Raw genomic sequence first — 23,450 nt, 5'->3', positions numbered from 1 at the left:
GTCGCAGGATGCGCAAATGGATTGCAGCGCTGATTCTGGCGCTGTTCGTGCTGGTTTCCGGGCCGGCGACGGCCGCGCGGCGCGGTCCGCTGGTCCTTGCGGCGGCGAGCCTGCAGGAATCGATGAACGCGGCCGCCGATGCCTGGGCGAAGCAGGGCCATCCCCGTCCGGTGCTCTCGTTCGCGGGCAGCTCCGCACTCGCGCGGCAGGCCGCCGCGGGGGCTCCGGCCGACCTGTTCGTGTCGGCGGATGAGGCGTGGATGGACTATCTGGAGAAGCGCGGCCGGCTGATGCCCGGCACCCGCGCGACATTCCTCGCCAACCGGCTGGTGTTGATCACGCCCGCGCATTCCCGCGCGACGGTGACGTTGCGCAAGGGAGCGCCGCTTGCCCGGATGATCGGCGACGGCAGGATCGCCATGGCGAGCTACAATGCCGTGCCGGCGGGAAAATACGGCAAGGCGGCGCTGCAGAGCCTGGGTATCTGGGATGCGGTGCGGCCCAAGGTCGCCCAGGCCGACAATGTGCGTGCGGCGCTCGCGCTGGTGGAACGCGGGGCCACGCCGTTCGGTATCACCTATGCCACCGATGCCAGGGCATCGGACAAGGTCCGCATCGCCGGCGTGTTTCCGGCGTCGAGCCATCCGCCGATCCGCTATCCGGTCGCGCGGTTGAAGACATCGACCAACCCGGATGCGGAAGGGTTCCGCCGCTTTCTGCTGTCGAAGCGGGCGGCTGCGATCTTCCGGCATTACGGCTTCACCCCGCGCTGATGCTGTCGCCGGCGCAATGGGGGATCGTCGGGCTGTCGCTGAAGATCGCCGGCGTCGCGATCCTCGTCACGCTCCCGGTCGCATTCGCCATCGCCTATCTGCTGGCGCGCGGGCGGTTTCCGGGCAAGGTGCTGGTCGACGGCATCGTGCATCTGCCGCTCGTCCTGCCGCCGGTGGTGACGGGCTGGATGCTGTTGCTCGCGTTCAAGCCGGAAGGGCCGCTGGGCGCGGTCGTTCAGGCGGTGATGGGCGGCACCGTGCTGTTCCGCTGGACGGGCGCTGCCATCGCCGCGGCGATCATGGCGCTGCCGCTGATGGTCCGGGCGATCCGCCTGTCGATCGAGGGCGTCGACCGAAAGCTGGAAAGTGCTGCGCGAACGCTGGGGGCGGGGCCGGGACGGGTGTTCCGCACCGTCACCCTTCCGCTCAGCATGCCCGGTGTGGTGGCCGGCGCGGTGCTGGGCTTCGCCCGCGCGCTCGGCGAGTTCGGGGCCACTATCACTTTCGTGTCCAACATTCCCGGTGAAACCCAGACGCTGCCGCTTGCCATCTATTCCAGGCTCCAGGTGCCGGGGAGCGAAAGCGAGGTGCTGCACCTCGCCGCCATTTCGGTGCTGTTGTCGCTGGTTGCGCTGGTCGCCTCGGAACTGCTGATCCGGCGCGGCGGAAGGCACCTGCATGTCCTTTGACGTCGACGTCGCCGTGCGCCGCGGCGAGGCGGAGATCGCCTGCCGCTTTACCGCTGGCGAAGGGCTGACCGTGCTGTTCGGGCCGTCGGGCATCGGCAAGACATCGGTGCTGACGATGATCGCCGGCCTGTTGCGCCCCCGTAGCGGCCGCATCGCCGTTGCCGGTCGCACGCTGTTCGACGGGGAGACGGGTGTCGATGTGCCGGTCGAGCAGCGCCGCGTCGGCTATGTCTTTCAGGAACCGCGGCTGTTTCCGCACATGTCCGTCCGCCGCAACCTGTATTACGGCGCCGGCCGCCGGGGGGAGGGTGGCGGCGCGATATCCGACGATACGCTGATCGAGGTGCTGGGCATCGGCCATCTGCTCGACCGGGCGCCGCATACCCTATCGGGCGGCGAGGCGCGGCGCGTGGCGATCGGCCGGGCGATGCTGTCCAATCCCGCCTTCCTGTTGCTCGACGAGCCGCTATCCTCGCTGGACCGCGCGCGCCGGGAAGAGATCATGGTCGTGATCGAGCGGATGCGCGACCAACTGGACATGCCCATGCTGATGGTGACGCACGATCACGAAGAGGCCGAACGTCTGGCGACGCGCATCGTCGGGATGTGAAGCGCGCAACGCCGGCTCTCGAAAATCGGCACAGGCTATGGGCTTGCCGGCAAATCCGGGCTAGGACGGGGGCAATACTGTAACCGGTTACATGAGGGGATGCCATGACTGTCAGCCGCCGCCGCTTCGCTGGGTCGCTCGGGCTGCTCGCCAGCTTTACCGTTCTGCCGCCGATCGCGCGCGCACAAGCCGAGCAGGCGCGCCGCCGCGACAAGGTCGAATCGATCATCGCGGGGATGTCGCTGGAGGAAAAGGCGCTGCAGCTTTGCGTGATCGGCGACGACCATCCGAAGTTCGAGGAATATGTCCGCGCCGGGCTGGGCGGGACCAACGGGATCATCACCGTCGGCGCCATTCCGGGCATTCACCTCGAAAGCTTTACGCGCAAGACGCAGCAGCTCGCCACCCAATCGCCGTCGAAGGTGCCGATCTGGTATTGCGGCGATACCGCGCACGGGTTCACCACCGAATATCCGGTGCCGCTGGCGCTCGCCGCGACGTGGAATCCCGAACTCGTCCGGCAGGTGCATCGCTCGGCCGCGACGGAGGCGACCGCCCACGGCGTGACCTGGACGTTCAGCCCGATGCTCGACATCGCGCGCGATCCGCGCTGGGGGCGCATGACGGAAGGCGCGGGCGAGGACCCCTATCTGGGCAGCGTGATGGCGGTGGCGCAGGTGCGCGGTTTCCAGGGCGACGACCTGTCCGCGCCCGACACGATGCTGGCGACCGCCAAGCATTTCGCCGGCTATGGCGGCGTGCAGGCGGGACGCGACTATAACAGCGTCAACATTCCCGAGCGGGAGTTCCGCGATATTTATCTGCCGCCGTTCAAGGCGGCATGCGACGCGGGCATCGGATCGGTCATGGCCGCGTTCAACACGCTCGACGGCGTACCGGTCACGTCGAGCCGGGAATTGCTAACGGGCGTGCTGCGCGAACGATGGGGATGGGACGGGGTGATCGTATCCGATTACGACGCCGTCCTCGAACTGGTGACGCACGGCGTCGCCGCCGATCCCGCCGACGCCGCCGCGCAGGCGCTTCGCGCCGGCGTCGACGTCGATCTGCACAGCGGCACCTACGCCGCCGAGCTGCCCGGACTGGTCCGCAGCGGGCGCCTGAAGGAAGCCGAGGTCGACTCCGCGGTGCGCCGGGTGCTGACGGCCAAGGCCAAGCTCGGCCTGCTCGACGACCCCTTCCGCTATGGTAATGCGCGCCTGTCCAATCAGCAGCCGTGGAAGGCGGCGCACCGCGAACAGGCGCGCGAGGCGGCGCGACAGGCGATGGTGCTGCTGAAGAACGATGGTGTGCTGCCGCTCGCGCGCAGCGGCGCGATCGCCGTGATCGGCCCGCTTGCCGATGATCAGCGGAACATGCTGGGCACGATGCCGGCGCTGGGCCGCAGCGAGAATGTCGTGACGATGCTGGACGGCCTGCGCCGGGTGGCCGGCGAGCGCGTGACCGTGCGCCATGCCATGGGCGTGCCGGTGAAAGGCGACGAGGGCGCCGATATCGCGGGCGCGGTGGCGCTGGCCGAGCAGTGCGACGTCACGGTGCTGGTGCTGGGCGAAAGCGACGACATGATCGGCGAGGGCGACAGCCGCGCGTCGATCGACCTGCCGGGCCGCCAACTGGAGCTTGCCAGGGCGGTGATCGCCACCGGCAAGCCGGTCGTCGCGGTGTTTTCGAGCGGGCGCGCGCTCGATCTGTCCTGGCTCGATGAGAACGCGAATGCCATTGTCGACATCTGGGTGCCGGGCGAACAGGGCGGCACTGCCCTGGCCGATCTGTTGTTCGGCGACGCCAATTTCTCGGGCAAGCTGCCCGTCACCTTTCCCCGCGCATTGGGGCAGGTGCCGATCTCCTACGATCACCTTCCGACCGGGCGACCGGGGGCGATCGACGAGGTCTATACGAGCCGCTACGTCGATCTGGTCAATGCGCCGCTCTACCCCTTCGGCCACGGGCTCAGCTATACCAGCTTCGATTATGGCGCTCCGCGGCTGTCGGGCGAAACGCTGTCGCCCGGCGGGACGTTGCGGGTCACGACGCGGGTCGAGAACACCGGCAGGCGCGCCGGCGCCACGGTGGCGCAACTCTATGTCCATGATCGCCTGGCGAGCGTCAGCCGCCCGGTGCGGCGCCTGAAGGGTTTCGAGCGCGTCGAGCTGGCGCCGGGCGAGGCGCGCGAGGTGACGTTCACGCTGACACCGGACGACCTTGCCTTCATGCGGCGCGACCGGACCTGGGGGACGGAGCCGGGCGATTACGACATCTATATCGGCGACAGTTCGAATGCGGAGGCGACGGCGCGGTTCCGCCTGTCCGGTCCCAGCTAGAGGGACGCTGGTCTTTGTGCTCCCGCCTTCGCGGGGACACATGATAACAGCAGTGTCCAAGGCTGATCGAGCCCGCTGCTAGATCGTCCTTTCGCGCTCCTGGTGCAGCGCCGCGGTGATGACGGCGGTTCCGACACCGAACAGCAGGTGGAGGCCGATCCGCGTCGCCGCGACCCGTAGCCGTACTTTGCGCGCGTTTCCGGTGCGTTCGAAAACGGGCGCGGCGGCAACGATGTTCGCGGCATAGAGACCGGCGCCGTACGCGGCGCCGGTGCCGGGCGCGGGCAGGCGGGGCAGGTAGCTGCGCATCGCGGCATAGCCCGCGCCGAAGGCCGCCGATGCGGCGACGTGGTTCGCCTCCTCCAGCACCGTGGCGCGACCGGTGTCGATGTGCCGGGGCCTATCGGCCGCGCGGTCGGCCCGGTCTTCCGATTCCCTGGCCGGGGTCGGATGCTGCGCGCCGGCCTTGCGCTCGGCGAGCATGATGGCCGTCATCCCCAGCCCGCCGACGATGCCGCCGATGATGCCGGCCGTGGTAATGCGCATGGATCGTCCTTTCAGATCAGCAGTCGCCTGTCGAACGCGCGACGGGGCCGCCGGGGTTCCATGATGACGGCGGTGATCTTTCGGGTGCAGCCATGCGTTTGGCGGTCGAGGAGGACACCGTGACGGACGAGAAGAAGAAGCCGCTGGAGGCAGGAGACGATGCGGGCGCGCACGGGCGGGACGATGACGTTCGCACCCCCGCCAGTGAAGACCGGGCGGACGCGCTGGAGAAGCTCGACAAGGGCGAAAACGAGGCGGTGGAGAAGGGGCTGACCCGCCTTCCGCCGGACTGAGCGGCGGCTCCGCCGACCCGGACGAAAGAAAACCGCCGCCCGGCATCCCGGACGGCGGTTTCTCGCTTTCATGCCTGAACGGCGGGAGGATCAGTCCTCCTTGTTCAGATACTCGCCGGCGGCTTCGTCGGACCCGTCGCCCGACGTTTCGACATTTTCGAGCGCATCGGCGGTCACGGTCGCATCGACCGGGTCCTGCGCCAGTTCTGCCTCATGCTCCTGTTCGGCGCTTTCGGCCGCGATCAGGGCTTCCTGCAGCTTGCGCTGCTGGGCGCGAAGCGCTGCATCGCGGCTGTTGGCGGCGATACGGGCGCGGTTCATCCCCGCACCGGTTCCCGCCGGGATCAGCCGCCCGACGATGACGTTTTCCTTCAAGCCGGTCAGCGCGTCCTGCTTGCCCTGAACCGCCGCATCGGTGAGGACGCGGGTGGTTTCCTGGAACGACGCAGCCGAGATGAAGCTGCGCGTCTGCAGGCTGGCCTTGGTGATGCCCAGCAGAACGGGCTTGCCCTGGGCGGGCTGCTCGTTCTTGGCGAGCTTGGCGTTGACCGCATCCATTTCGTCGCGATCGACCTGCTCGCCCGGCAGCAGCGTGGTGTCGCCGCCGTCGGTGATCTCGACCTTCTGCAGCATCTGGCGAACGATCACCTCGATGTGCTTGTCGTTGATCTTCACGCCCTGCAACCGGTAAACCTCCTGGATCTCGCTGACCAGATATTCGGCCAGCGCCTCGATACCGAGGACTTCCAGAATGTCGTGCGGATCGGGCGAACCACCGATCAGGTTGTCGCCACGCTTGACGTAGTCGCCTTCCTGAACGTCGATCACCTTCGACTTGGGCACCAGATACTCGACCAGATCGCCGCCATCCTCGGGCTGGATGCCGATCTTGCGCTTGGCCTTGTAGTCCTTGCCGAACACGACGCGGCCCGAGACCTTGGCGATGATCGCATTTTCCTTCGGCTTGCGCGCCTCGAACAGCTCCGCGACACGCGGCAGACCGCCGGTGATGTCGCGGGTCTTCGCGGATTCGCGAGCGACACGCGCGACGACATCGCCGGCCTGCACCGTGGCACCGTCGTCGACCGAGATCACCGTGCCCGGCTGCAGCATATAGCGTGCGGCCTCGCCCGAATTCTCGTCGAGCAGCGTGATGCGCGGCCGCAGGTCTTCCTTGGACCGCGTCGGGGCGCGGTATTCGGTGACGACGCGCTGGGTGATGCCCGTCGCTTCGTCGACCTGCTCGGTCAGCGTCTTGTTCTCGATGAGGTCCTGGAACTTCACCGTGCCGCCCGTTTCGGTGATGACCGGCGCGGTGAACGGATCCCATTCGGCCATCCGGTCGCCCTTTTCGACGACGTGCCCGTCGTTGAAGATCAGCGTGGCGCCATAGGGAATGCGATGCACCGCCCGCTCGCGGCCCTCGGTATCGAGGATGGCGAGTTCGCCCGAGCGCGAGATGCAGACCTTGCGGCCCCGCGAGTCCTCGATGATGCGGAGATCGCGATACTCGATCTTGCCGTCGGCCGGCGCTTCGAGGTTGGACTGCTCGTTGAGCTGTGCCGCACCGCCGATGTGGAAGGTCCGCATCGTGAGCTGCGTACCCGGCTCGCCGATCGACTGCGCCGCGATGACGCCGACCGCCTCGCCGATATTCACCGGCGTGCCGCGAGCAAGGTCACGGCCGTAGCATTTGCCGCAGACGCCGATCTTGGCTTCGCACACCAGCGGCGAGCGGATCTTCACGGACTGGATGCCCAGACCGTCGATCTTCGCCACCATCGGTTCGTCCAGCAGGGTGCCGGACGGGATGACGACCTCGTCGGTCTTGGCATCGACGATGTCCTCCGCCGTGGTGCGGCCGAGAATACGCTCACCCAGCGAGGCGATGGTGCTGCCGCCCTGGACGATCGCCTTCATCTCCAGCGAACGTTCCGTGCCGCAATCGCTCTCGACGATGACGCAGTCCTGGCTGACATCGACCAGACGGCGGGTCAGATAGCCCGAATTCGCCGTCTTGAGCGCGGTGTCGGCCAGACCCTTGCGGGCGCCGTGGGTGGAGTTGAAGTATTCGAGGACGGTCAGGCCTTCCTTGAAGTTCGAGATGATCGGCGTCTCGATGATCTCGCCCGACGGCTTGGCCATCAGGCCGCGCATGCCCGCAAGCTGCTTGATCTGCGCTTGGCTGCCACGCGCACCGGAGTGCGCCATCATGTAGATCGAATTGATCGGCTTCTCGCGGCCGGCCATCGGGCCGTCCTCATACTTCTTGACCGCCTTGATCTCGTCCATCATGGCGCCCGCCACCTGATCGCCGCAGCGGCTCCAGGCGTCGATCACCTTGTTGTACTTTTCCTGCTGCGTGATCAGGCCGTCCTGATATTGCTGCTCGTAATCCTTCACCTGCTCGCGGGTCTCGTCGACCAGCTTTTCCTTGGCGCCGGGGATGATCATGTCATCCATGCCGAACGAGATGCCGGCCTTGAACGCATGCTGGAAGCCAAGCGTCATAATGCCGTCGGCGAACAGCACGGTCTCTTTCTGGCCGGTGTGGCGATAGACCTCGTCGATCACGTCGCCGACATCCTTCTTGGTGAGGAGGCGATTGATGATCTCGTAGGGCACCTTGTGCGTCCTGGGCAGCTTTTCGCCCAGCAGCATACGGCCCGGCGTGGTCTGATACCGCTTCATGTAGGTGTTGCCGTCCTCGTCGGTCTGCGGCACGCGTGCCGTGATCTTCGAGTGCAGCGTCACCGCGCCGGAATCGAGCGCCTGATGGACCTCCGCGATGTCGGAAAGGATCATGCCCTCGCCGGGTTCACCCTCCTTTTCCATCGTGATGTAATAGAGGCCCAGCACCATATCCTGCGACGGCACGATGATCGGCTTGCCGTTCGCCGGCGAAAGGATGTTGTTGGTCGACATCATCAGGACGCGCGCTTCCAACTGCGCCTCGAGGCTCAGCGGTACGTGCACGGCCATCTGGTCGCCATCGAAATCGGCGTTGAACGCCGAGCAGACCAGCGGGTGAAGCTGGATCGCCTTGCCCTCGATCAGCACCGGTTCGAACGCCTGGATGCCGAGGCGGTGGAGCGTCGGCGCGCGGTTGAGGAGGACCGGGTGCTCGCGAATGACTTCGTCAAGGATGTCCCAGACTTCCTTGCGCTCCTTCTCGACCCACTTCTTCGCCTGCTTCAGGGTCATGGACAGACCCTTGGCGTCGAGCCGGGCATAGATGAACGGCTTGAACAGCTCGAGCGCCATCTTCTTGGGCAGGCCGCACTGGTGCAATTTCAGCTCAGGCCCGGTCACGATGACCGAACGACCCGAATAGTCGACGCGCTTGCCGAGCAGGTTCTGCCGGAAGCGGCCCTGCTTGCCCTTGAGCATGTCGGAAAGCGACTTCAGCGGACGCTTGTTGGCGCCGGTGATGGTGCGGCCGCGACGACCGTTGTCGAACAGCGCATCGACCGATTCCTGCAGCATGCGCTTTTCGTTGCGGACGATGATGTCCGGCGCGCGCAGCTCCATGAGGCGCTTCAGACGGTTGTTGCGGTTGATGACGCGGCGATACAGGTCGTTCAGGTCCGACGTCGCGAAGCGGCCGCCATCAAGCGGGACGAGCGGGCGCAACTCGGGCGGGATGACCGGCACGATGTCGAGGATCATCCATTCCGGGCGGTTGCCGGATTCGATGAAGCTCTCGACGACCTTCAGCCGCTTGATGATCTTCTTCGGCTTCAGTTCGGACTTCGTCTCGGACAGTTCCTTGAGCAGATCCTCGCGCTCGGCCTCCAGGTCGAGTTCCATCAGCATCTGCTTGACGGCCTCGGCGCCGATGCCGGCCGAAAACGCGTCTTCGCCATATTCGTCCTGCGCTTCGAGCAGTTCGTCCTCGGTGAGGAGCTGGAACTTTTCGAGCGGCGTCAGGCCGGGCTCGATCACGATATAGGCTTCGAAATACAGCACGCGCTCGAGCTGCTTCAACTGCATGTCGAGCAGCAGGCCGATGCGGCTGGGCAGCGATTTCAGGAACCAGATGTGCGCGACCGGTGCGGCCAGCTCGATATGGCCCATCCGCTCACGACGGACCTTGGAGACGGTGACCTCCACGCCGCACTTTTCGCAGACGATGCCCTTGTACTTCATGCGCTTGTACTTGCCGCACAGGCACTCGTAATCCTTGATCGGACCAAAAATGCGCGCGCAGAACAGGCCGTCACGCTCGGGCTTGAACGTGCGGTAGTTGATCGTCTCGGGCTTCTTGATCTCGCCGAACGACCAGGACCGGATGCGCTCGGGGCTGGCGATGCCGATCTGGATCTGGTCGAAGGTTTCCGGCTTGGCCACCGGGTTCGCGAAATTGGTCAGTTCGTTCATGTCTTGGCTCCAATTCCCCTCCCGCGAGGGGGAGGGGTTAGGGGAGGGATAGCTGGCAAGCGGAGTGCGACGGCCTATTCGGCGGCGATCGCCGGGGCGTCTCCGTCTTCGTCGCCTTCGTCGTGATTGCCCAGTTCGACGTTGAGGCCGAGGCTGCGCATTTCCTTGACGAGCACGTTGAAGCTTTCGGGGATGCCGGCCTCGAAGGTGTCGTCGCCCTTGACGATCGCCTCATAGACCTTGGTGCGGCCGACCACGTCGTCGGACTTCACCGTCAGCATCTCCTGCAGCGTGTAGGCGGCGCCGTAAGCCTGGAGCGCCCAGACCTCCATCTCGCCGAAGCGCTGCCCGCCGAACTGCGCCTTGCCGCCCAGCGGCTGCTGGGTGACGAGGCTGTACGGCCCGATCGAGCGCGCGTGGATCTTGTCGTCCACCAGATGGTGCAGCTTCAGCATATAGATGTAGCCGACGGTCACCTTGCGGTCGAACGCCTCGCCGGTGCGGCCGTCGAACAGCGTCGCCTGACCCGACCGGTCGAGCCCGGCCAGTTCGAGCATGTCGGCGACGTCCGCTTCACGCGCACCGTCAAAGACCGGCGTGCCCATCGGGACGCCCGAGCGGAGATTTTCCGCCAGTTCGATGATCTGGCCGCCTTCGCGCGCATCGATATCGGCATGATATTGTTCGCCATAGACCGTCTTCAGGCGATCCCTGACCGGCTCGGGAACGCTGCCGGGCTGGGCGTCGGGATTGGCTTCCCGCCAGTCGTCCAGTGCCTGTGCCACCTGCCGGCCGAGGCCGCGCGCGGCCCAGCCGAGATGCGTCTCGAAGATCTGACCGACATTCATGCGGCTCGGCACGCCCAGCGGGTTCAGCACCAGATCGACCGGGGTGCCGTCCTCGAGGAACGGCATGTCTTCCTGCGGCAGGATGCGGCTGATGACGCCCTTGTTGCCGTGGCGGCCGGCCATCTTGTCGCCCGGCTGCAGCTTGCGCTTCACCGCGACGAACACCTTGACCATCTTCAGCACGCCCGGCGGCAGCTCGTCGCCCCGCTCCAGCTTCTCGCGGCGATCCTCGAACTTGTCGCGGATCTTCTTCACCGCCTCGTCATACTGCGCCTTCACCGCTTCGAGATTGGCCTGCATGGCGTCGTCCGCGACCGCGAACTTCCACCATTCATGGCGATCGACGCCGTCGAGCAGCTCCTCGGTGATCTCGCTGCCCTTCTTCACGCCCTTGGGCGTGGCGGTGGCCGTCTGGCCGAGCAGCATCTCCTTGAGGCGCGACCAGGTGGCGCGGTTGAGGATCGCGCGCTCGTCGTCCGAGTCCTTCTTCAGGCGCTCGATCTCCTCGCGCTCGATCGCCATCGCGCGCTCGTCCTTGTCGATGCCGTGGCGGTTGAAGACGCGGACCTCGACCACCGTGCCGGCGACGCCGGGGGGCAGCTTGAGCGAGGTGTCGCGAACGTCCGACGCCTTTTCACCGAAGATGGCGCGCAGAAGCTTTTCTTCCGGCGTCATCGGGCTTTCGCCCTTCGGCGTGATCTTGCCGACCAGGATGTCGCCCGGCTCCACCTCGGCACCGATATAGACGATGCCCGCCTCGTCGAGGTTGCGGAGCGCTTCCTCGCCGACATTCGGGATGTCGCGGGTGATGTCCTCCGGCCCGAGCTTGGTGTCGCGGGCCATGACCTCGAACTCCTCGATATGGATCGAGGTGAAGACGTCGTCCTTCACGATGCGTTCGGAAATGAGGATCGAGTCCTCGTAGTTATAGCCGTTCCAGGGCATGAACGCGACGAGCGCGTTGCGGCCCAGCGCCAGTTCCCCGAACTCGGTCGACGGGCCGTCGGCGATGATGTCGCCGGCCTGGATCACGTCGCCCACCTTCACCAGCGGGCGCTGGTTGATGCAGGTGTTCTGGTTGGAACGCTGGAACTTCTGCAGCGTGTAGATGTCGACGCCGCTTTCCGTCGCATCGACGTCGCCGGTCGCCCGGATGACGATACGCGTGGCGTCGATCTGGTCGACGATGCCGCCGCGCTTGGCGGAGATCGCCGCACCCGAATCGCGCGCCACCGTCTCTTCCATGCCGGTGCCGACGAACGGCGCCTCGGCACGAACGAGCGGCACCGCCTGGCGCTGCATGTTCGATCCCATCAGCGCGCGGTTGGCGTCGTCGTTTTCCAGGAAGGGAATGAGCGAGGCCGCGACCGACACAAGCTGCTTGGGGCTCACGTCCATCATGGTGATGGTGTCGCGCATCGCCATCAGGAACTCGCCGGCCTGCCGTGCGGAGATGATCTCCTCGACGAAGCTGCCGTCCTCGTTCAGCTCGGCGTTCGCCTGGGCGATGGTGTGCTTCTGCTCTTCCATCGCCGACAGATAGACGACCTCGTTCGTCGCCTTGCCGTCGACGACCTTGCGATACGGCGTTTCGATGAAGCCGTATTTGTTGACGCGGCTGAACGTCGCGAGGCTGTTGATCAGGCCGATGTTCGGGCCTTCCGGCGTCTCGATCGGGCAGATACGACCATAGTGCGTCGGGTGGACGTCGCGAACCTCGAAGCCGGCGCGCTCACGCGTCAGGCCGCCCGGCCCGAGCGCGGAGACGCGGCGCTTGTGGGTGACTTCCGACAGCGGATTGGTCTGGTCCATGAACTGCGAAAGCTGCGACGAGCCGAAGAACTCGCGCACCGCGGCGACGGCGGGCTTCGCGTTGATCAGGTCGTTGGGCATGACGGTCGACACGTCGACCGAGGACATGCGCTCCTTCACCGCACGCTCCATGCGCAGCAGGCCGACGCGGTACTGGTTTTCCAGCAACTCGCCCACCGAACGGACGCGGCGGTTGGCGAGGTTGTCGATATCGTCGACTTCGCCCTTGCCGTCCTTCAGACCGACCAGCGTCTTGACGACGGCGAGAATGTCCTCGGTGCGAAGCGTCGTCACCGTGTCCTCGGCATCGAGGTCGAGGCGCATGTTGAGCTTCACGCGGCCCACGGCCGACAGGTCGTAGCGCTCGGGATCGAAGAACAGGCCGCCGAACAGCGCTTCGGCCGTTTCCAGCGTCGGCGGCTCGCCCGGGCGCATGACGCGGTAGATATCGGCCAGCGCCTGCTCGCGCTCCTCGGCCTTGTCCGCCTTCATCGTGTTGCGGATCCACGGACCGGTGGAGACATGATCGATGTCGAGCAGTTCGACGTGATCGAAACCGGCCTGGTCGAGCTTTTCGAGATTTTCGGCCGACACCTCGTCGCCCGCCTCGATATAGATCTCGCCGGTCTTTTCGTTGATCAGGTCATAGGCCGAATAACGGCCGTAAATCTCTTCGGTCGGGATGAGCAGCGTTTCCAGCCCGTCCTTCTTCGCCTTGTTGGCCGCACGCGGGCTGATCTTCTGCCCGGCGGGGAAGACGACTTCGCCCGAAGAGGCGTCGACGATGTCGAACGCCGGCTTCTGGCCGCGCCAGTTCTCCGGCGCGAACGGAATCTTCCAGCCGCCTTCGCCGCGCTCATAGGCGACGGTGTTGTAGAAGTGGTTGAGGATCTCTTCCGAGCTGAGGCCCAGCGCATAGAGCAGCGTGGTCACCGGCAGCTTGCGCTTGCGGTCGATCCGGACGTTGACGATGTCCTTGGCGTCGAATTCAAAGTCGAGCCACGAACCGCGATAGGGGATCACGCGCGCGGCGAAGAGATATTTGCCCGAGGCATGGGTCTTGCCGCGATCATGGTCGAACAGGACGCCCGGCGAGCGGTGCATCTGGCTGACGATGACGCGCTCGGTGCCGTTGATGATGAACGTCCCGTTCGACGTCATCAGCGGCATGTCGCCCATATAGACGTCCTGCTCCTTGATATCGAGGACCGACTTGGCCTCGGTATCGGGATCGACCTCGAAGACGATCAGGCGCAGCGTGACGCGCATCGGCGCGGCATAGGTGATGCCGCGCTGCCGGCATTCCTCGGTATCGAACTTGGGATCTTCCAGTTCGTAATTGACGAAGTCGAGTTCCGCCGTGCCGGCGAAATCGCGGATCGGGAAGACGCTGCGCAGCGTCTTTTCCAGCCCGGAAACATAGTCGATGGCCGGGTCCGAGCGCAGGAACTGCTCATAGGATTCGCGCTGAACCTCGATCAGGTTCGGCATCTGCACGACTTCGTGAATATCACCGAAGATCTTGCGGATGCGGCGCTTCGCCGTTCCGCGTTCGATTGCCTTGGTTGCCATGGATGTGGTCGCCTCGCTTGCGTCAGAACTCGTTTCCCGGTCGCCCCCGGGTTCAGGCACGCGAAAGACGCGAAAAACTGCACGTCCCCGCTTCCGGAAACTGCAGCTTCGAGCGTCTGTCGGAACTCTGGTGATCCATCCTTATGGTACGTTGCGCGACGACGCACCATTTCCCGATCACCGAATTGGAGACTGCATATAGGTGCGCGCGCAGCGTCTGTCAAATGCCCACGGCGGAGGCTGAACGCCAGCTAAACGTAGCATGAACCGGCGATAAACAGCGGAATTTCGTCGTCCGGCACGACCGGTTCATCCGCATTTCCGGCCGCAGCCGGAACGCGGAGCGACATCGTCCTTTTTGTTGCGGCTATGACACAGTCAACAAAAAGCTCGTATCTGGCCGGCGTGGCGATGATTGCCGCGCTCGCTGGTTTCGCCGCCTCGGCGGCAGCCCAGGACCTGCAGACGATTACGCCGCCTTCATCGACGCAATCGCCGCTGGTCCAGCCGGCGGAACAGCCGGCTTCACAAGATCCGGCGTCGCAGGCCGCGCCGACCGTGCAGCCTTCGGCGTCGGTTTCCGCGGCGGTCGGCACATCGGCCGAACAGGCAGATCGCGCCGCGTCCGCAGATGCCGTTCCGGTCGATCCGCGCGCGCTGGCGCAGGCGGCAGCGGAAGAGGTCGCAGCGAAAGAGACTGCCGAACGGCAGGCGGCTCGGGTGCAGGCCCGCTCCGCGCCGGAGGTGACGAGCGCGAGCGCTTCGCGCCTCGATGCTGCGCCGGCTTCGGCCCCGGATGCTGCGCCCTCGGCGGCGGTGGACAGGCGTGCGACTGTTGCCGCACCCCCGCCGGCCGGGTCGCCGCAGTCCGTGCCGCCTGAATCGGCCGCGCCCTCCGCGACCGGCCCGACGCCGGTGGCCGAGAATGTCGCGGTGCCCAACGCCAACCTGCTGTGGATCGGGCTGGCAGGGCTTGCCGTCGTGATCGCCGGCGGGGCCTTCCTCATGTCGCGCCGTCGCCGGTCGCCGGAATCGAACACGATTGACGGGCAGGCGCCGGCATATGCGACGCAACCGGCCGAAGCGCCGGTGCCCGCCGCCGATCCGGCCGTCGGGCGCGAGTCCGCCCCGGCCATGCCGCCGCGTCCGGTGGCGGCCGCCGCGACGATGCGGCGCAATGGCGAACCCGGCCGGCACGAACGTGCGGCCGAGCGCGGCCCGACACCCGACAATCCGTTCCTGACCCGCAGGAAGCGGATCGCCCGCGCCCGGTTCTACGATCGAAGGGAACGCCTTGTAGCCGAGGCGGCGAACCGCCCGTCCGACATGCCCTGGTCGCGGGAACGGGTGCCGTCGCAACACGCTGCGACCGCCGAACCTGCGGAGACGCGGGGGGCGACCAAATCCACCGGCTGGACGCATGGCGGAATGCGCCCCGCATTCGGCAACGGCTGATCCGCGCCGAGCACAAGCCGGCCCGTCGCGACGGTTCATCGTCGCGGCGGGCCGTTTCGTCGCATTGGTTCGGCGAGGCATACCGCATCGCCCCGGCAAGCCGTTATGGGGGCGCGATGCGTTCGCGTATCCGTTCTGTCCGCTTTCTGCTCCTGCTCACGTCCGCCGGCGCTTTGGTCGGCGGCGCGCATGGGCAGGAACGCGGTTCGCTCAGCGACATTCCGCCCGTCACCCGGATCCCGCCACCGGAACCGACGCCAAGCCCGACCCCGCGCGGCACGCCGACGCCGACCTATATCGATCCGGGCGTTACCTTCTATTCCATCCCTACTCCTACTCCTACTCCTACTCCCACGCCCACACCCACGCCGGGTACGCCGGTGGAGCCTTCGGTGCAGCCGCCCGCCATTCGCCCCAGCGTCACGCCGACGTCGACCCCAACGCCGCGTCCGACACCCGCATCCCGCCCCGCCGCCGAAACGCCGACGCCCCGTCCTGCGCCCGCTCCGTCCCCCACGCCGGGCGCAACGCCGGCACCGCCGGAGCGAGCGACGGAGGCGGCGATCCCCGCGACGCCGACACCGACACCAACGCCGCCGGCGGCGGACGCCGGTGCCGCTGCCGAACGGGTAGGGGAGGCGCCGGCAGACGAAGGAAGGGCCTGGCTGTGGCCGGCGCTTGCAATCCTGGTTCTGATCGGTGGCGCCGGCCTCCTGTTCGCTCGGTTGCGCCGGCGTGGCCGGAAAGATCGGGCCGGCGACGCGGCGGAAGCCGTCGCTGCGCCGCCGCAGCGACCGGAGCCGCCGATGCCGGTCGCGCCAGCGCGCACGCCGGTCCCGCCAGCGCCGGGAGCGTCCGCGGCGGTCGAACCGCTCCGCGTCGCCGTGGAGCCGCGCCGGATCGGATCGGATGGACGAGAGGCGTTCGCCGAGTTCGTCCTGACGGTCCACAATCCGGGCGGCGTTCCGGCGGAGGATGTGACGGTGGCCGCGTGGCTGCGGACGGTCCATCCCGACCGGGATGCCGAGCTGGAGCAACTGCTGCATCAGCCGCCGGCGCCGTATCTGCAACGCTCGACCATCGCACCGGGCGGCGGAAAGCGTATCGAATCGCGGCTGACATTGCCGCTGGCCCGAGCGCACAGGCTGGAGGCGCGCGGCCGGCCATATTGCATTCCGGTGATCGTGGTGGATGTTCGCTATCGCGGCGGCGGGGACGGGCAGGTGACGATGGTCGCCATGCTGGGCGTGCGGCGCGAGGGCAGCGAGAAGCTGGGGCCGCTGTTCCTCGATCGCGGACCACAGGTCCATGACCGGGTCGAGGCGCGGCCGCACCGATTGCGCGTGCCGGCCTGAGCCTCGAAAAACTCAAAAGAAAGGGTCTCGAAAAAAGGGGGCGGCCCTGCGAAGAGCCGCCCCCTTTGTTCGTCAGAAGCTGCCGCTTGCGTGCAGCGACCGGGATTACTTCAGCTCGACGGTGCCGCCGGCTTCCTCGATCTGCTTCTTCAGCTTCTCGGCCTCTTCCTTGTTCACGCCTTCCTTGACGGGCTTCGGCGCGCCTTCGACGAGCGCCTTGGCTTCGGTCAGGCCCAGGCCGGTGATGGCGCGGACTTCCTTGATGACGTTGATCTTCTTGCCACCGTCGCCGGTGAGGATCACGTCGAACTCGTCCTTGGCCTCTTCGGCCGGGGCACCGGCGCCACCGCCGGCGGCAGGCGCAGCCGCAACGGCGGCAGCGGCGGAAACGCCCCACTTCTCTTCGAGCATCGTGGAAAGCTCGGCCGCCTCGAGGACGGTCAGTTCGGAAAGCTGGTCCACCAGCGCATTCAGGTCAGCCATGTTCAAAACTCCAGGGTAATCGGGTTGAAATCAAATCAGATGGTAATCGCGAAAGTGCCGCTTATGCCGCGTCCTTGGCGCCATAAGCGCCGAACACGCGGGCAAGCTGTGCCGCCGGCGCCTGGGTGACGGTCGCGACCTTGGTCGCGGGCGCCTGTACCAGGCCCACGATCTTGGCACGCAGCTCGTCGAGCGACGGAAGCGCCGCGAGCGACTTGACGCCGTCCGCGTCGAGGGCGGTGCTGCCCATCGCGCCGCCGACCACTTCGAGCTTGTCGTGGTCCTTGGCGAAGTTGACCACCACCTTGGCGGCGGCAACCGGGTCTTCCGATGTGGCGAGCGCCGTGGGGCCGACGAGCAGATCCGCGAGGGATGCGTAATCGGTGCCTTCGAGCGCGAGCTTGGCAAGGCGGTTCTTCGCGACCTTGTAGCGTGCACCGGCTTCGCGCATCCTGTTCCGAAGCTCGTCGGCCTCCGCGACCGTCAGCCCGTGATTACGGGCGACGACGACGACGCCGACTTCGGAGAAGGTGCGGTTCAGCTCGGCAACGGCTTCGGTCTTCTGGGAACGATCCATGCCGGTCTCCTCAACATGGATGCGGGAGCGCCGCGGGGGCACACCGCATCCGGTTCACAATGCCGCGCGGCGGCGAAAGCCGAAGCGCAGCGTCCAATTGTCCGAGGGGCAAAAATCGTCGCGGCCAGAGTTCGTCCCTGGCTGGACCCGGTGACCCGCAGGAGCGGCCGACCGGTAAATCTCTTCCCCGTCTTGGCGGGAGATTAAGCCCCGGATCATATCCGGGGCACCCGCTGTCTCGGACGGATGCCGGCCATGGCGAGCCATGTCCGACGAAACGCGGCGTTTAGCGCGAATCGGGCGAATGTCAATGCCGGGTGGCATGCAGCCTTACGTTCGCACTATTCCCGGCAATGCTTCCGCAAACTTGCGCTGGCGCGTTCGTTTGTTGCTTTCCGTCCCCAGAGTGAGAAACAGCGCCCGAAACGTATGGCAGATTCGCCGGGGTGTAGGAAAGCGGTTCGGCCCGATCAGCCCCTGCCGCCCGCGCGGCGCAGGCCTACGGGGAGCGGCAGGTCGTCGGTGCGGGTCGCAAGCGCGGCCCAGGAGAAATCGGCGCCGGTGGGATGCTGGAACAGGCGCAGCTCGAATTCCGGGATCATCGCGATCAGATGGTCGAAAATGTCGGCCTGTACCGGCTCGAAGTCGACGAAGCTGGTCTGCTGAATGAAGCAATAGACCTCCAGCGGGATACCCTCCGCCGTGGGCTGGAGGTGACGGACGAGCAGCGGCATGTGCTGGCGCACGTCGGGATGTTCGCGCAGATAGGCGACGATATAGGCGCGCAGCGTGCCGATATTGGTGAGGCGGCGCTGTTCGTTCGTCGCGCGGCCGTCATTCCACTTCGCCAGGTCCTGACGCTTGGCCGCCAAATAGGGGCGCAGCAGGCTGTATTGCTCGAGATGCGCGATCTCCTCGTCCGTCAGATAGCGCACGCTGTTCTGGTCGAGATGCAGCGCGCGGCGGATACGCCGGCCGCCGCTGTCTTCCATCCCGCGCCAATTCTGGAAGGAATCGGAAATCAGCTTGTAGGTCGGGATGGTGACGATGGTGTGATCGAAATTCTGCACCTTCACCGTATGCAGCGCGACGTCGATCACCGTGCCGTCGGCGTTCAGTTGCGGCATGGAGATCCAGTCGCCGACGCGGATCATGTCGTTGGAGGTGAGCTGGACGGAGGCGACGAGCGACAGGATCGTGTCCTTGAACACCAGCATCAGGACGGCGGCCATCGCTCCCAGCCCGGACAGGAACAGGAATGGCGACCGCTCCATGAGTGCGGCCGCCATCAGGATGACGGCGCCGCCGTAGATGATGATCTTCAGGACCTGGATATAGCCCTTGATCGGCCGGCTGCCCGCATCGGGCCGGCGCTGATAGAATTCGTTGCCGACGCTGAGCGCCGCGCCGAGCGCCAGCGCGAGCGACAGAATGACGAATGCCGAGCAGACATTGCCGATGACGGTCGTGAGCGCGGACGGAAGATGCGGCACCAGCAGGACGCCGCGCGACACGACCGTCGCCGGTACGATATTGGCCAGGCGGCGCACCATCACCGGCAGGTGCGGCAGGTCGTCGTCCCATTCCATCCGCGCCAGCAGGCGCCAGACGATCCGCAGCAATACCTGCTTGACGAGCAGCGTCGCGACGAGGGCGATGGCGGCGACGATGCCGAGGCCGATTAGCGTTTCGACCAGGCTGTTCCAGCCCGGTGGCGCAAAGGTGAAATCCATGGACGTTCCTGGTTACGGATCGGCGGAATGGAGCGTGCGGTCGGCCGTTGCCACCGCCGACCGCGCGAGACATAGCGATCCTGACCGGTGCCGCAACCGCAGCGGCGCAAAGGCCGGACGCTTGCCGTTCCGCTATCGGCCGTGCGGTGCGAACAGGATGAAGCCGGCGCCGACGAGGCACAGGGCCACGCCGCCGATGTCCCAGCGGTCGGGGCGAACGCCTTCGGCACCCCATAGCCACAAAAGCGCCGCCACGATGTAGATGCCGCCATAGGCCGCATAGGCCCGGCCGGCCGCGGCCACGTCGACCAGCGTGAGGAGCCAGGCGAAGGCGACGAGCGAGACGCAGCCCGGCACCAGCCACCAGACCGACCGGCCGAGCCGAAGCCATGCCCAGAAGGCGAAGCAGCCGGCGATTTCGGCCATGGCGGCGGCCGCATAGACGGCGAAGGTCACGCCTCCGCGCCGTCCGGCGAGAGCGCCCGCAGGATTTGGCAATCGGCGATGGTCGGCCCGTCGCAATGTTCGAGCCGCCGGGCCAGCTCGCCGCGCAACGCCCGGAGGTCGGCGAGCTTGCGGTCGATCTCGGCGATATGGCGTGCGGTGATGGCGTCGACTTCGGCACAGGACGCGCGCGGATCGTCGGCCAGCCGCAACAGGGTGCGGACCTGATCCAGCGAGAAGCCGAGCGCGCGCGAGCGCCGGACGAACGACAGCCTGTCGAGATGCTCCTGCTCGTAGATGCGGTAGTTGGCCGCGTTGCGGGCCGGCGGCGGCAGCAATCCTTCCGCCTCGTAATAGCGGATGGTTTCCACCCTGGTGCCGGTGGCGCGCGCGAGATCGCCAATCTTCATTCTTGACCCTGTAGCGGCTTCAGGGTGCACATGGCGAGCCCGAACGCGAAGGAAAGGGCGCACCGTGGCCGACGATTGTTGTTCCGGAAAAGGCGAGGCGATCGCCGAACTGGGCCGGGTGGCGGAACAGCGCCGCGTGCTGGTGATCGTCATGATCATCAATACCATGATGTTCGCCGCCGAATTCGGCGGCGGCCTGCTGGCGCGGTCGAGTTCGCTGATGGCCGATTCGGTCGACATGTTCGGCGATGCCGTCGTTTATGCGCTGAGCCTCTACGCGCTCGACCGCGGGGCGCGCTGGCATGCGGGCGCGGCGTTGGCGAAGGGCGCGATCATCCTCGTATTCGGCGCCGCGGTGACGATCGAGATCGTCGACAAGATGCGGAACGGGATCGCGCCCTCTTCGACGCTGATGCTCGGTTTCGGCGGCGTCGCGCTCGCCGCCAACCTGATCTGCCTTGCGCTGTTGTGGCGGTTCCGGCGCGGCGAGGTGAACATGTCGAGTTCGTTCGAATGTTCGCGCAACGACGTGGTGTCGAACGTCGGGGTGCTGATCGCTGCCGGGTTCGTCGCGGCGACGGAATCGGTCTGGCCCGACATTCTGGTCGGCGCCGCGATCGCGGTGATCTTCCTGCGATCCGGCTGGCGCGTCCTGACCGGGGCGGCGGCGGCCTGGAAGGCGGCGTAAAGGCTGTGCGTCCGGCGCGGACATGAAAAAGGGCCGGGTGATGCCCGGCCCTTCGTTCATTTCGTCCCGCGAGACGGACCCGTCAGGCGGCCGCCACCTCGGTGGTGTCGACCTTCACGCCCGGCCCCATGGAGGAACTGAGCGCGATCTTCTTGACATACTTGCCCTTCGCGCCGGTCGGCTTGGCCTTGACGACGGCGTCGACGAGTGCGTTGAAATTCTCACGCAGGTCGGCGTCGGAGAAACTCGCCTTGCCGATGCCGGAATGGATGATGCCGGCCTTTTCGACGCGATATTCGACCTGACCGCCCTTGGCCGCCTTCACGGCTTCGGCCACATCCATGGTCACCGTGCCGAGCTTCGGGTTCGGCATCAGGCCCTTGGGACCCAGCACCTTGCCGAGGCGACCGACGACGCCCATCATGTCCGGCGTGGCGATGCAGCGGTCGAAATCGATCGTGCCGCCCTGGATCTGCTCCATCAGGTCCTCGGCGCCGACGATATCGGCTCCGGCTTCCTTCGCCTCTTCCGCCTTCGCGCCCTTGGCGAAGACGCCGACGCGCACGGTCTTGCCGGTGCCCTTGGGCAGTTGCACGACGCCGCGGACCATCTGGTCGGCGTGGCGCGGATCGACGCCCAGGTTGAGCGCAACCTCGATCGTTTCGTCGAACTTGGCGGTGGCGTTCTTCTTCACCAGCGCGATCGCCTCGTCCACCTGGTGCAGCTTTTCGCCGTCGACGTCCCAGGCCTTCTGCTTCTTGGTCAGCTTTGCCATCGGATCAGCCCTCCACCACTTCGAGGCCCATGGCCTTTGCGCTGCCTTCGATGATGCGGGTCGCCGCATCCATGTCGTTGGCGTTCAGGTCCTTCATCTTCGTCTCGGCAATCTGCTGCAGCGCGGAGCGCTTGATCTTGCCGATCGTGTTCTTGCCCGGTTCCTTGGCACCCGACTTGATGTTCGCCGCCTTCTTGATGAGGAAGGTCGCCGGCGGCGTCTTCGTCGTGAAGGAGAAGGAACGGTCCGCATAGACGGTGATCACGGTCGGGATCGGCGCGCCCTTTTCCAGGTCGCCGGTCGCGGCGTTGAACGCCTTGCAGAATTCCATGATGTTCACGCCGCGCTGGCCCAGAGCAGGGCCGATCGGCGGCGAGGGATTGGCGGTGCCGGCCGGCACCTGCAGCTTGATATAGCCGGTAATTTTCTTGGCCATCGTTTCTCACTCTATAGTCGGGCCGGGGAGGGACGTGCCCACCGCGGCCGGTTCAAGTTTAGCGGTCCTGCCGGCCCTGAAAGGACCTCCCGCAACAATTCCTCTCCCGGCGGGAGAGGATAGCAAGGCTTGGCAGCTTGCTGCCTAGCCGCACTTGGTGAGGGTGGTCGCCCTCACCCTTTCGCCGACTGCGTCGGCTCTTTCCCTCTCCCGTCGGGAGAGGGAAGGATCATTTCGACCGCTCCACCTGCTCGAAATCCAGTTCGACCGGCGTCGCGCGGCCGAAGATCGAGACGGAGACCTTGACCTTCGACTTGTCGAAATCGAGTTCCTCGACCAGGCCGTTGAAGCTGGCGAAGGGCCCTTCGAGCACCTTGACCGAATCGCCGATTTCATAGTCGATCTTGATCTGCTGCTTCGGCGCGGCGGCTGCTTCCTCCTTGGTGTTGAGGATGCGCGCGGCCTCCGCCTCGGTGATCGGCTGCGGCTTGCCCGACGACCCCAGGAATCCCGTCACCTTGGGCGTGTTCTTCACCAGGTGATAGACGTCGTCGTTCATGTTGAGCTTCGCCAGCACATAGCCGGGGAAGAACTTGCGCTCCGCCTGGACCTTCTTGCCGCGGCGGACCTCGGTCACCGTTTCCGTCGGCACCTCGACCGATTCGACGCCGGCTTCGAGGCCGAGGCGCGTCGCCTCCGCCATGATCGCGTCGCGAACCTTGTTCTCGAAGCCCGAATAGGCGTGAATGATGTACCAGCGCGCCATAAGTCTTTTCGCTTTATTCTCGTGTTGTCAGGCCAGCGACAGCAGCGCCTTGACGACCGCGTCGAAGATCGAATCCACGCCGAGGAAGAACAGCCCCAGCGCCGTCGTCATCACCATCACCATGATCGCGGTCATGATCGTTTCGCGCCGCGTCGGCCAGACGACCTTCGCGGTCTCCGCACGGACCTGACGCATGAATTCGACGGGGGAAGTCTTCGCCACTTGTCGCACTCGCTTGCTTTCAAACATCACCGGCCGCGGGACATAGGGCCGCCGCCCGGCTCTTCATCAAGAAACCGGCGCGACCCATCCACGCTGTCGGATTGGGAAGGGCATCTAGCGATTTTGGAAGCGCGGTGCAAGCCGCGATCCGCGGCAAGTGGCAGGAGTGGAGGGACTCGAACCCCCGGCCCTCGGTTTTGGAGACCGATGCTCTACCAACTGAGCTACACTCCTGTGCAGG

At 66.1% G+C, this 23,450-nt stretch carries 20 protein-coding genes and 1 tRNA gene; 8 read left to right on the top strand and 13 right to left on the bottom strand.

From position 1 onward, the window contains the following. The first annotated feature begins 8 nt into the window (after positions 1 to 8). From modA to RPR59_RS11935, 4 genes are all read left to right on the top strand, one after another. Entirely contained in the window at positions 9 to 773 is a 765-nt protein-coding gene (gene modA / locus RPR59_RS11950) for a molybdate ABC transporter substrate-binding protein (RefSeq protein ID WP_313914335.1), read from the top strand. Beyond that, complete coding sequence (modB, locus tag RPR59_RS11945; RefSeq protein ID WP_313914334.1) at positions 773 to 1,462, top strand: molybdate ABC transporter permease subunit; 690 nt, start codon at positions 773 to 775, stop codon at positions 1,460 to 1,462. The genes modA and modB overlap by 1 nt, the downstream gene beginning before the upstream one ends. Further along, the gene (locus tag RPR59_RS11940; protein WP_313914332.1) at positions 1,452 to 2,072 is read left to right on the top strand and encodes an ATP-binding cassette domain-containing protein; all 621 of its coding nucleotides are present in this window, start codon (positions 1,452 to 1,454) and stop codon (positions 2,070 to 2,072) included. The genes modB and RPR59_RS11940 overlap by 11 nt, the downstream gene beginning before the upstream one ends. Positions 2,073 to 2,176: 104 nt before the next feature. Then, the gene (locus tag RPR59_RS11935; protein ID WP_313914330.1) at positions 2,177 to 4,414 is read left to right on the top strand and encodes a glycoside hydrolase family 3 N-terminal domain-containing protein; all 2,238 of its coding nucleotides are present in this window, start codon (positions 2,177 to 2,179) and stop codon (positions 4,412 to 4,414) included. 78 nt (positions 4,415 to 4,492) lie between these two features. Here RPR59_RS11935 and RPR59_RS11930 read toward each other — a convergent pair whose 3' ends face one another. Then, positions 4,493 to 4,960: a hypothetical protein gene (locus RPR59_RS11930; RefSeq protein ID WP_313914328.1), complete on the bottom strand. Its 468-nt coding sequence runs from the start codon at positions 4,958 to 4,960 to the stop codon at positions 4,493 to 4,495. Between the two features lie 92 nt (positions 4,961 to 5,052). Between RPR59_RS11930 and RPR59_RS11925 the strand changes: the two genes are divergently transcribed. Then, positions 5,053 to 5,253 carry a hypothetical protein gene (locus RPR59_RS11925; RefSeq protein WP_313914326.1) on the top strand — a complete coding sequence of 67 codons (201 nt, stop codon included), beginning with the start codon at positions 5,053 to 5,055 and terminating at the stop codon, positions 5,251 to 5,253. 90 nt (positions 5,254 to 5,343) lie between these two features. Here RPR59_RS11925 and rpoC read toward each other — a convergent pair whose 3' ends face one another. Both rpoC and rpoB read right to left on the bottom strand, forming a co-directional pair. Next, a complete protein-coding gene (gene rpoC / locus RPR59_RS11920) occupies positions 5,344 to 9,633 on the bottom strand; it encodes a DNA-directed RNA polymerase subunit beta' (RefSeq protein WP_313914323.1) in 4,290 nt (1,429 codons plus the stop codon). Positions 9,634 to 9,707: 74 nt separating this feature from the next. Beyond that, complete coding sequence (gene rpoB / locus RPR59_RS11915) at positions 9,708 to 13,865, bottom strand: DNA-directed RNA polymerase subunit beta (RefSeq protein WP_313914321.1); 4,158 nt, start codon at positions 13,863 to 13,865, stop codon at positions 9,708 to 9,710. Between the two features lie 405 nt (positions 13,866 to 14,270). On the opposite strand from rpoB, the gene RPR59_RS11910 reads away from it, so the two are divergent. Continuing rightward, positions 14,271 to 15,320 (top strand): hypothetical protein, encoded by a 1,050-nt coding sequence (locus RPR59_RS11910; protein ID WP_313914319.1) that lies wholly within the window; start codon positions 14,271 to 14,273, stop codon positions 15,318 to 15,320. A 116-nt stretch (positions 15,321 to 15,436) separates the two neighbouring features. Next, positions 15,437 to 16,675, top strand: a complete 1,239-nt coding sequence (locus RPR59_RS11905) for a hypothetical protein (RefSeq protein ID WP_313914317.1) — start codon at positions 15,437 to 15,439, stop codon at positions 16,673 to 16,675. 105 nt (positions 16,676 to 16,780) lie between these two features. Here the strand turns inward: RPR59_RS11905 and rplL are convergent, their stop codons facing one another. The 5 genes from rplL to RPR59_RS11880 form a co-directional block, all read right to left on the bottom strand. Continuing rightward, positions 16,781 to 17,158 carry a 50S ribosomal protein L7/L12 gene (gene rplL, locus RPR59_RS11900; RefSeq protein ID WP_313914315.1) on the bottom strand — a complete coding sequence of 126 codons (378 nt, stop codon included), beginning with the start codon at positions 17,156 to 17,158 and terminating at the stop codon, positions 16,781 to 16,783. A gap of 61 nt (positions 17,159 to 17,219) precedes the next feature. After that, positions 17,220 to 17,735 (bottom strand): 50S ribosomal protein L10, encoded by a 516-nt coding sequence (gene rplJ / locus RPR59_RS11895; RefSeq protein ID WP_313914314.1) that lies wholly within the window; start codon positions 17,733 to 17,735, stop codon positions 17,220 to 17,222. A 470-nt stretch (positions 17,736 to 18,205) separates the two neighbouring features. Next, positions 18,206 to 19,468 carry a mechanosensitive ion channel family protein gene (locus RPR59_RS11890; protein ID WP_313914312.1) on the bottom strand — a complete coding sequence of 421 codons (1,263 nt, stop codon included), beginning with the start codon at positions 19,466 to 19,468 and terminating at the stop codon, positions 18,206 to 18,208. Between the two features lie 132 nt (positions 19,469 to 19,600). Beyond that, positions 19,601 to 19,894: a YnfA family protein gene (locus tag RPR59_RS11885; protein WP_313918492.1), complete on the bottom strand. Its 294-nt coding sequence runs from the start codon at positions 19,892 to 19,894 to the stop codon at positions 19,601 to 19,603. Positions 19,895 to 19,920: 26 nt separating this feature from the next. Further along, positions 19,921 to 20,322 carry a MerR family transcriptional regulator gene (locus RPR59_RS11880; RefSeq protein WP_313914310.1) on the bottom strand — a complete coding sequence of 134 codons (402 nt, stop codon included), beginning with the start codon at positions 20,320 to 20,322 and terminating at the stop codon, positions 19,921 to 19,923. A gap of 64 nt (positions 20,323 to 20,386) precedes the next feature. Here RPR59_RS11880 and RPR59_RS11875 point away from each other — a divergent pair, with 64 nt between their 5' ends. Then, positions 20,387 to 21,010, top strand: coding sequence for a cation efflux transmembrane domain-containing protein (locus RPR59_RS11875; protein WP_313914307.1), 624 nt, complete (start codon positions 20,387 to 20,389; stop codon positions 21,008 to 21,010). Positions 21,011 to 21,092: 82 nt separating this feature from the next. Here the strand turns inward: RPR59_RS11875 and rplA are convergent, their stop codons facing one another. From rplA to RPR59_RS11850, 5 genes are all read right to left on the bottom strand, one after another. After that, positions 21,093 to 21,785 (bottom strand): 50S ribosomal protein L1, encoded by a 693-nt coding sequence (gene rplA / locus RPR59_RS11870; RefSeq protein WP_313914305.1) that lies wholly within the window; start codon positions 21,783 to 21,785, stop codon positions 21,093 to 21,095. Between the two features lie 4 nt (positions 21,786 to 21,789). After that, a complete protein-coding gene (gene rplK / locus RPR59_RS11865) occupies positions 21,790 to 22,221 on the bottom strand; it encodes a 50S ribosomal protein L11 (protein WP_313914303.1) in 432 nt (143 codons plus the stop codon). A 229-nt stretch (positions 22,222 to 22,450) separates the two neighbouring features. Continuing rightward, positions 22,451 to 22,987 carry a transcription termination/antitermination protein NusG gene (gene nusG / locus RPR59_RS11860; protein ID WP_313914301.1) on the bottom strand — a complete coding sequence of 179 codons (537 nt, stop codon included), beginning with the start codon at positions 22,985 to 22,987 and terminating at the stop codon, positions 22,451 to 22,453. Between the two features lie 27 nt (positions 22,988 to 23,014). Beyond that, positions 23,015 to 23,209 carry a preprotein translocase subunit SecE gene (secE, locus tag RPR59_RS11855; protein ID WP_313914299.1) on the bottom strand — a complete coding sequence of 65 codons (195 nt, stop codon included), beginning with the start codon at positions 23,207 to 23,209 and terminating at the stop codon, positions 23,015 to 23,017. Positions 23,210 to 23,367: 158 nt separating this feature from the next. Beyond that, positions 23,368 to 23,443, bottom strand: a tRNA-Trp gene (locus RPR59_RS11850). Positions 23,444 to 23,450 lie beyond the last annotated feature (7 nt).

The sequence above is a fragment of the Stakelama saccharophila genome (genome assembly GCF_032229225.1).
Classification (GTDB): domain Bacteria; phylum Pseudomonadota; class Alphaproteobacteria; order Sphingomonadales; family Sphingomonadaceae; genus Sphingomonas; species Sphingomonas saccharophila.
Note: the sequence above shows the minus strand (reverse complement) of the source record. Positions and strands in the feature narration are given on the sequence as shown.